General features: G+C 50.2%; 1 pseudogene. It reads right to left on the bottom strand.

Annotation, left to right across the window (positions count from 1 at the left end):
• Positions 1–227 (bottom strand): annotated as a pseudogene (locus tag HGT73_RS14690) (hypothetical protein); the annotation flags it as partial.

Below are 227 nucleotides of genomic sequence, written 5' to 3'. Positions count from 1 at the left end.
GAGCCCTTCGCGCCGACTAACAAACTGGTCGCCGCATGACTCAGTAATTGTTTTGCTATATCACTGCCCGTGCTGAGACCCACGCTTTGATGCTCAACCTTATACTGCGCATGGTTGAGGATGCTGTTAAAGCCAAGGGTACCGGTCTGTAACTGATTATTCTCTGCTGACGCCGTTGAGCCGATAACGGCACCGTTTAATTGCGTATGCTTACCCACATCAATCGT

Origin of the sequence: Rosenbergiella australiborealis (assembly GCF_018494035.1) — a bacterium.
GTDB classification, from domain to species: domain Bacteria; phylum Pseudomonadota; class Gammaproteobacteria; order Enterobacterales; family Enterobacteriaceae; genus Rosenbergiella; species Rosenbergiella australiborealis.
This window is presented reverse-complemented; position numbering and strand designations above follow the sequence as displayed.